We start from the raw sequence: 7,714 nt of genomic DNA on the forward strand, positions 1-7,714 counted from the left end.
GATCTTCAACGCCGCCGCCGTGCCGATCAGGTACACCGCCACGAACTGCCCGGTGGTGAGCAGGACCAGCAGCCGGGCGCCGGTGCCCGTGCCGATGGCCACCGCCAGGGACAGGTAGCACAGCGCGACCACGACCACGAGGCTGCGGCGGGGCACCTCGCCCGCGACCGTGCCGCCGGACAGGCCGCGCGGGAACGCGCCGTCACGCGCCAGCGCCGCGCTCAGCTTCGACGCGCTGGCCATGTAGGCGTTGATCGACCCGACGGTCAGCAGCACCGCCGCGACGGCCGCCACCACCTTCACGTCACCGCCGACCGTGCGCGCGATCAGCTGGCCCAGCGGCGCCTCCGACTCGGCGGCGGCCGGGCCGAGCACCGCGATGATCGCGAACGCCACCGACAGGTAGAGCAGACCCACGATCGCGACGGCGATGCCCGTGGCGCGCGGCAGGTCCCGCTCCGGGTTGCGGAACTCCTGCGCCAGGTGTGCCGCAGGGGTCCCCGCCCAGGGGACCCCTGCTTTTACCCTGCCACCGACCACCGACAGCCGGGCCACCCGATCCGCCAACTGTGGACAACCCGCGGCAGGCGCGACGACCGGACCGTTCCCAGTCCGCCACATGTGGACAACCTGCGGTAGGCGCGACGATCAGGCCGTGCCCGCTTCGCCGTCTGTGGACAACCAGCGGCAAGGGCGGCGACCGAACCGTCCCTGATCCGCCACCTGTGGACAACCTGCGGTAGGCGCGACGACCGGACCGTGCCCGATCCGCCACCTGCGGACCGCCGGCGGCAGGGGCGACAATCAGAACGTGCCACCACCCGGCGAACCGCTGCGCAAGCTCGGCTTCCTCACCATCGGCCTGTTCGACGAGGCCGACCCCCGGCGCGGGCACGAGTCCACGTTGGACGTCATCGCCCTCGGGGAACGGCTCGGGTTCGACAGCGCCTGGGTGCGGCACCGGCACCTCCAGTTCGGCATCTCCTCGCCCGTGGCGCTGCTCGCCGCGGCGACCCAGCGGACCAGCCGCATCGAGCTGGGCACCGCGGTCATCCCCCTCGGCTGGGAGAACCCGCTGCGCCTGGCCGAAGACCTGGCCACCGTGGACGTGCTGTCCGGCGGCCGGCTCAACCCGGGCGTGAGCGTCGGCCCGCCGATGCACTACGACCGGGTCAGGGAGGCGCTCTACCCGGACTCGGGGGACGTCGAGGACTTCGGCTACCGGCGCGTCGAACGGCTGCTGGCCCACGTGCGCGGCGAGCCCGTCACCGACTTCCGCGGCACGGAGGGCATCGAGGTCTTCTCCGACCGCGTCCAGCCGCACTCCCCCGGCCTGGCCGAGCGCCTCTGGTACGGCGGCGGCAGCCTCGCCTCCGCCAGGTGGGCGGGCGAGCACGGGATGAACCTGCTGGTCAGCAGCGTGGTGAAGGCCGAGGGCCGGACCGGTTTCGCGGACATCCAGCTCTCGCACATCCGGGCCTTCCGCGAGGCGCACCCCGACGGCGCGCGCGCCCGCGTCTCGCAGGGCCTGGTGGTCATCCCGACGGACTCCGCCACACCCGCGCAACGCGCCCGGTACCGCGACTACGCGGCCGCGCGCCTGCCCCGCACCGCCACCCCGCAGGGTCCGGCGGGCCTGCTGTTCTCCCCGGACTTCGTCGGCACGGCGGCGGAGATCTCCGAGCGCCTGCACGAGCACGCCGCGTTCCGCGAGGTGGACGAGGTGGCGTTCGCGCTGCCGTTCACCTTCGAGCACGACGACTACGCGCAGATCCTCACCGACATCGCCACCGCGCTCGGCCCGGCCCTGGGGTGGCGGCCGTGACGGCTCACGTCACGCGGAACACCACCGGGTGGCTCGCCTTGCCCGCGACGATCGCGGTCAGCAGGTAGTCGCCCGCGCCGAGCGGGGCGCGCTTGCGGCAACCCGGCTCGGACGTGCCGCCCTCCCACCGCAGGCCGTAGGTGAACCGCTCCCCCGGCCCCATCACGCGCACCTCCGTGCCGTCCGTGGCGAAGCAGTCGTTGCTCGACCACAACCGGGTGAGGCCGTCGACGCTCGTCACGACCAGCTCCCGCACCTTGCGGCCGATCTCCTTCGCGCACGGCAGCGGACCGGTGTTGGACACCACGATCGTGAACCGCACGGGCTGCCCGGCGGGTGCGGACGGCTTGTCCACCTCGGCCGCCACGGCCACCTGCGCGTCGTCGCACGGCGGTGGCGGGCCGGGCGGCGGTGTCGGCTTCGGCGGCTCCGCCGGGGGCGGTGGCGGGGGCGTGGTCGAGGACGAGGTGGTCACCGACGTGGGGACGGGCTCGGGCGGGCGGGACGACGGGCGGGCCGCGACCGGCGCCGGGTCGCCGTGCCCGATCAGCGCGCCGACCAGCCAGACCACGAGGACCGCCACGACCACCGCGCCGGCGCCGGCGAGCGCGCGCCGCCGCCGGTACACCGACCTCGGGTGCGGGTCTGTGGTCTCGGTCACGCGGTGAACGTATCCAAGCCGACTGGAATCTTTGCGGAAGCATCGGTCACCCGATGCGGTGAACGTGAGGTACGCCCGATTCACTTGCCGGCATGCGGGACACCGGTTCCAATCTCAGGGAAACACGGGAGGTGTGCGATGACCGCGATCGACGAGCTGCTGAGCCGGAACGCCGAACTGGGCAACATCGTCCCCGGCGACCGATCCTCGCCGAAGCCCTCGATGCAGGTGGCGATCCTGACCTGCATGGACTCCCGCATCCGGGTGTTCGAGATCTTCGGGCTGAAGCAGGGCGAGGCGCACGTGCTGCGCAACGCGGGCGGCGTGGTGACCGACGACATGATCCGCTCGCTGGCGCTGAGCCAGCGCAAGCTCGGCACCCGCGAGGTGCTGCTGGTGCACCACACCAACTGCGGCCTGGAGCTGGTCACCGAGGACGACTTCAAGGACGAGCTGGAGGAGTCCTCCGGCCTGCGCCCGACCTGGTCGGTCGAGGCCTTCCGCGAGGTGAAGGACAGCGTGCGCGGCTCGGTGAACCGGGTGCGGCACAGCGCCTTCCTGCCGCACCGCGACAACGTGCGCGGCTTCGTCTACGACGTGCACACCGGTGAGCTGACCGAGGTCGTCTGACCTCACCGCGCGGACCGGCGGCCCGGTCGTGGGAGACTGTGCGGCGCTATGAGCCTGGACGCCGAGCTCCTCCTCGACTGGTTCGCCGACACCGCCCGCGACCTGCCCTGGCGACGGCCGGAGTGCACGGCCTGGGGCGTGCTGGTCAGCGAGATCATGCTGCAGCAGACCCCCGTCGCCCGGGTCGAGCCGATCTGGCACGAGTGGCTGGCCCGGTGGCCGACGCCGTCCGCGATGGCGGCGGCGGGCCAGGGCGAGGTGCTGCGGGCCTGGGGCAAGCTCGGCTACCCGCGCCGCGCCCTCCGGCTGCACGCCGCCGCGCAGGCCATCACCGAGCAGCACGACGACGTCGTGCCCAGCGACGTGGACACCCTGCTCGCGCTGCCCGGCATCGGCGCGTACACGGCGCGGGCGGTCGCCGCGTTCGCCTACGGGCAGAAGTGCCCGGTGGTCGACACGAACGTGCGACGTGTCGTGGCCCGCGCGGTGCACGGCGCGGGTGACGCGGGCCCGCCGTCCACGACCAAGGACCTCCGCGACGTCGAGGCGCTGCTGCCCGACGAGCACGCCGCCGTCTACTCGGCCGCGCTGATGGAGCTGGGCGCGCTCGTCTGCACGGCCCGTGCGCCGAAGTGCGCCGACTGCCCGGTGTTCGCCGAGTGCGCGTGGCAGCTCAACGGCCGTCCCGCCTACGACGGGCCGGCGAAGGTCGTGCAGAAGTTCGCGGGCACCGACCGGCAGGTGCGCGGCCTGCTGCTGGACGTGCTGCGCGGCACGGCCGAACCGGTGGCCAAGGCCCAGCTCGACGTGGTGTGGTCCGACGCGGGCCAGCGGGACCGGTGCCTGCACTCGCTGCTGGTCGACGGCCTGGTCGAGCAGACCCGCGAGGGCTTGTTCGCGCTGCCCGGGGAGCACTGACCGTGCACGTGCTGGTGGTGTTCTTCGACGCCGAGGCCGACGCCGCCGTGCGCGCCCTGTGGCGGCGGATCGGGGCGACGTCCGAGCTGCCGCCGCACCTGACCTACGCGGCGGCGGGCACGATCGGGCCCAAGGTGCGCGCCGAGCTGCGCGAGGACCTGTCCCGGCTGTGGCTGCCCGACGTCTGGCTGCACACGCTCAGCGCCACGGAGAACGCCCTCCGGCTGGGCGCGGTCGTGGACGCCGAGCTGCTGGCCGTCCACTCGGCCGTGCACGACGTGCTGGCGGGCCGGGTGAAGCACCCGAACGCCCACCACCTGCCGGGCAGCTGGGTGCCGCACTGCACGCTGGTCACCGGCGAGGACGCCGAGGTGAAGGCGGCGTTCACCGAGCTGCACCCGATCACGCCGATCCGCGCCAGGACCCGCGAGATGGCCATCGTGGACACTCAGACCGGCTCGATCGACCCGCTGAGGAACGCCTCCACCGCACCCCGGTAGACCTCCGGCGCCTCGTCGTGCACCACGTGCCCCGACTCGGGCACGAGCACGTAGGACGCGCCGGTCCGGCGGGCGACCTCGGCCATCTGGCCGGCGCGCAGCCCTCCCCGGCCGGCCTCGACCACCAGCATCGGGCACCTCACCGCGTCCACGAGGTCCCAGTACGCCCGCTCGCCCCACTCGGAGGCGATCTCGTACAGGTCGGGCAGGTGCGCGATGAGGTGCCAGCCGTCCTCGCGCTCCTCGAACATCTCCTCCACCCGCGGCACGTCCACGACCGTGCGGACGTGCGCCAGGGACTCGAACGCGGGCGGCCACGCGTCGAAGTACCACTTCCAGTCCTCGACCGTGCGGCCGGTGTTGTCCGGCACCACGTCCTCGACCACGACCGCGCGCACCAGGTCGGGCCGGGTCGCGGCGAGCGCCCACGCGTGCAGCCCGCCCATGGAGTGCCCGATGACCACGGCGGGCGCGAGGTCGTACCGCTCGATGACCCCGACCGCGTCGGTGACGAAGTCCTCGGTACGGAACGGCCCCCGCACCGGGTTGCGGCCGTGACCGCGGGCGTCCGGGGCGACGACCCGCCCGTAGCGCTTGAGCCACTGCGCCACCGTCCACCACGTGCTCGCCCGGCTCATCAGGCCGTGCAGCAGCAGGATGCCCTGCCCCGATCCACCGAACTCCGCGACGCTCATGCGTGCATCATGTCGGCATGGCCATCAGCTCCAAGGCACGCCCTTACCTGCTCGTCCTCGTCCTGGTGCTGGTGGTCGCCGGGATCGTGGTCGCCAGGCTGCCTCGGGACCGGCCCGCCGCAGCACCGAACACGACCGGCACGAACACGACCGGCACGACCACGCCCCCGGTGGTGGACGCCGAGGGCGGCGACGGCGCGGGCGACCCGTACTACCCGCAGGACGGCAACAGCGGCTACGACGTCGGCGGCTACGACGTGTCGATCAGCTACGACCCGGGCACCAAGCGGCTGGACGGCGTCGCGCGGATCACCGCCAGGGCGACCGCCGACCTGGCCCGCTTCAACCTCGACCTGTACCGGCTGGAGGTCACCGACGTCCGGGTCGGGGACGTGGCGGCGACCTTCCGGCAGGAGGGGGACCACGAGCTGGTCGTCGTGCCCGGGAGCCCGGTGCGCAGCGGCGAGGAGTTCACCGCCACGGTGACCTACGGCGGCGTGCCGAGCCTGCTGGAGGACCGCGCGCTGGGTCGCAACGGCTGGCAGGTCTCCGCCGGCGGCGGCGCGTTCGCGGCCGGCGAGCCCCACTCCGCGACCACCTGGTACCCGGCCAACGACACCCCGCGCGACAAGGCGACGTTCGCGTTGACCGCGCGCGTGCCGGACGGCTGGTCGGTGATCTCCAACGGCGTGGAGAAGGGCTCCACCAGCGCGGACGGCTGGACGTCGTTCCGCTGGGCCGCCGAGCGGCCGATGGCCACCTACCTGACCACGGTCGCGATCGACAAGTGGACCGTGGACCGGTCGACGCTGCCCGACGGCACGCCCGTGGTGAACGCCTACGCGCCCGGCGCGGAGAACGGCCGCGACCACCAGGCGCGGCTGCCCGAGATCCTCGGGTTCCTGGCCGAGAAGTTCGGGCCCTACCCGGTCGAGGCGGCGGGCGGGATCTTCCTGGCCGACGACATCGGCTTCTCGCTGGAGACGCAGACCCGGCCGATCTACGCCGGGTGGGCCGACCTCGACACCGTCGTGCACGAGAACGCGCACCAGTGGTTCGGGGACTCGGTGAGCCTGGAGAGCTGGGCCGACATCTGCCTGAACGAGTGCTTCGCCTCCTACGCCCAGTGGCTGTGGTCGGAGGCGAAGGACGGCGTCGACCTGGACGCCCGCTACCGCGCCGAGGTCGACCGGGTCGGTGACCGCGGCACGTACTGGAACCGCAAGCTCTACGACATGGGCCGCGGCAACGAGTTCCGCGGCGTCTACGACAAGGGCCAGCTCGCGCTGCACGCGCTGCGCCGCCAGGTCGGGGACCCCGCGTTCGACCGCGTCCTCAAGGAGTGGACCAGCGCGAAGCGGGACGGCAACGCGTCGTGGCCGGAGTTCGAGGCGCACGTGGAGCAGGTGTCGGGTCAGGACCTGGACGGCTTCTTCGCCGCGTGGTTCCGCGGCGGCGAGCTGCCCGACGACGAGTATCTGTTCCCGGGTTCGCTGCGTCGTTGACCCCGGCGTCCTGCGGTAACGTCGAGGTCATGGCGGTTGTGAAGATCAATGCGATCCACGTGCCCGACGGCTCGGGCCCGGAGCTGGAGAAGCGGTTCGCCGCGCGCCTCGGCGCGGTCGACTCCGAACCCGGCTTCCTCGGGTTCCAGCTCCTGCGGCCGGTCAAGGGCGACGACCGGTACTTCGTCGTCACGCAGTGGGAGTCCGAGGAGGACTTCCAGAACTGGATGGGCGGCCGGGCCAAGGAGGCGCACTCGGGCGAGCGGGCCAAGCCGGTGGGCACCGGTTCCGACCTGCTGGAGTTCGAGGTCGTGCTCAGCTCCGAGGCGAAGAAGTGACCAGCCGGGCGTGAACGACGCGCTCGACCGCGCGGCGGACCTGATCAGGGGCGCCGACGCGGTGCTGGTGTGCGCGGGCGCCGGGATGGGTGTCGACTCGGGCCTGCCCGACTTCCGCGGCACCACCGGCTTCTGGCAGGCCTACCCGCCCTACGAGCGGCTGGGGCTGCGGTTCGAGGAGCTGGCCGACCCGGTGCACTTCGCGGACGACCCGACGCTCGCGTGGGGCTTCTACGGGCACCGGCTCGACCTGTACCGGCGCACGCAGCCGCACGACGGGTTCCGCGTGCTCCGGGAGTGGGGCGCGCGGGTGTTCACCTCGAACGTGGACGGCCAGTTCCAGCGGGCCGGGTTCACCGACGTGGCCGAGGTGCACGGGTCGATCCACCACCTGCAGTGCGTGGAGCCGTGCACGGACGACGTGTGGCCCGCCGACGACCTAGTGGTGGACGTCGACCCGGGGACCATGCGGGCGACCGGGCCGCTGCCGTCGTGCCGCAACTGCGGCGGCCTGGCCCGGCCGAACATCCTCATGTTCGGGGACTGGGCGTGGGTCGCGGGGCCGTCGCAGCGGGCGCTGGACGCGCTGGCCGACTGGCGGCGCGCGCACCGCGACCTCGTCGTGCTCGAACTCGGCGCGGG

At 73.1% G+C, this 7,714-nt stretch carries 10 protein-coding genes; 7 read left to right on the forward strand and 3 right to left on the reverse strand.

Annotation, left to right across the window (positions count from 1 at the left end; translation table 11 throughout):
* Positions 1 to 567 (reverse strand): amino acid permease (locus AB0G02_RS23710; RefSeq protein WP_360797657.1); only part of this gene is annotated, 567 nt, incomplete at its 3' end.
* A gap of 244 nt (positions 568 to 811) precedes the next feature.
* On the opposite strand from AB0G02_RS23710, the gene AB0G02_RS23715 reads away from it, so the two are divergent.
* Positions 812 to 1,825, forward strand: coding sequence for an LLM class flavin-dependent oxidoreductase (locus tag AB0G02_RS23715; protein WP_360797658.1), 1,014 nt, complete (start codon positions 812 to 814; stop codon positions 1,823 to 1,825).
* Between the two features lie 4 nt (positions 1,826 to 1,829).
* On the opposite strand, the gene AB0G02_RS23720 is transcribed toward AB0G02_RS23715, so the two are convergent.
* Positions 1,830 to 2,486, reverse strand: coding sequence for a hypothetical protein (locus tag AB0G02_RS23720; protein ID WP_360797659.1), 657 nt, complete (start codon positions 2,484 to 2,486; stop codon positions 1,830 to 1,832).
* Positions 2,487 to 2,624: 138 nt separating this feature from the next.
* On the opposite strand from AB0G02_RS23720, the gene AB0G02_RS23725 reads away from it, so the two are divergent.
* The 3 genes from AB0G02_RS23725 to AB0G02_RS23735 are packed head-to-tail and all read left to right on the forward strand — an operon-like array spanning position 2,625 to position 4,534.
* Entirely contained in the window at positions 2,625 to 3,116 is a 492-nt protein-coding gene (locus AB0G02_RS23725; RefSeq protein WP_360797660.1) for a carbonic anhydrase, read from the forward strand.
* A 48-nt stretch (positions 3,117 to 3,164) separates the two neighbouring features.
* Complete coding sequence (locus tag AB0G02_RS23730) at positions 3,165 to 4,034, forward strand: A/G-specific adenine glycosylase (protein ID WP_360797661.1); 870 nt, start codon at positions 3,165 to 3,167, stop codon at positions 4,032 to 4,034.
* A gap of 2 nt (positions 4,035 to 4,036) precedes the next feature.
* Positions 4,037 to 4,534, forward strand: a complete 498-nt coding sequence (locus tag AB0G02_RS23735) for a 2'-5' RNA ligase family protein (protein ID WP_360797662.1) — start codon at positions 4,037 to 4,039, stop codon at positions 4,532 to 4,534.
* Here the strand turns inward: AB0G02_RS23735 and AB0G02_RS23740 are convergent.
* Positions 4,483 to 5,229: an alpha/beta hydrolase gene (locus AB0G02_RS23740; protein WP_360797663.1), complete on the reverse strand. Its 747-nt coding sequence runs from the start codon at positions 5,227 to 5,229 to the stop codon at positions 4,483 to 4,485. The genes AB0G02_RS23735 and AB0G02_RS23740 overlap by 52 nt on opposite strands.
* Positions 5,230 to 5,246: 17 nt before the next feature.
* Here AB0G02_RS23740 and AB0G02_RS23745 point away from each other — a divergent pair, with 17 nt between their 5' ends.
* The 3 genes from AB0G02_RS23745 to AB0G02_RS23755 form a co-directional block, all read left to right on the forward strand.
* Complete coding sequence (locus AB0G02_RS23745; RefSeq protein ID WP_360797664.1) at positions 5,247 to 6,734, forward strand: M1 family metallopeptidase; 1,488 nt, start codon at positions 5,247 to 5,249, stop codon at positions 6,732 to 6,734.
* Between the two features lie 29 nt (positions 6,735 to 6,763).
* Complete coding sequence (locus tag AB0G02_RS23750) at positions 6,764 to 7,072, forward strand: antibiotic biosynthesis monooxygenase (RefSeq protein WP_360797665.1); 309 nt, start codon at positions 6,764 to 6,766, stop codon at positions 7,070 to 7,072.
* A 10-nt stretch (positions 7,073 to 7,082) separates the two neighbouring features.
* On the forward strand, positions 7,083 to 7,714 hold a 632-nt coding region (locus tag AB0G02_RS23755; RefSeq protein WP_360797666.1), incomplete at its 3' end, for a Sir2 family NAD-dependent protein deacetylase.

The sequence above is a fragment of the Actinosynnema sp. NPDC023658 genome (genome assembly GCF_040639995.1).
Lineage (GTDB): Bacteria > Actinomycetota > Actinomycetes > Mycobacteriales > Pseudonocardiaceae > Actinosynnema.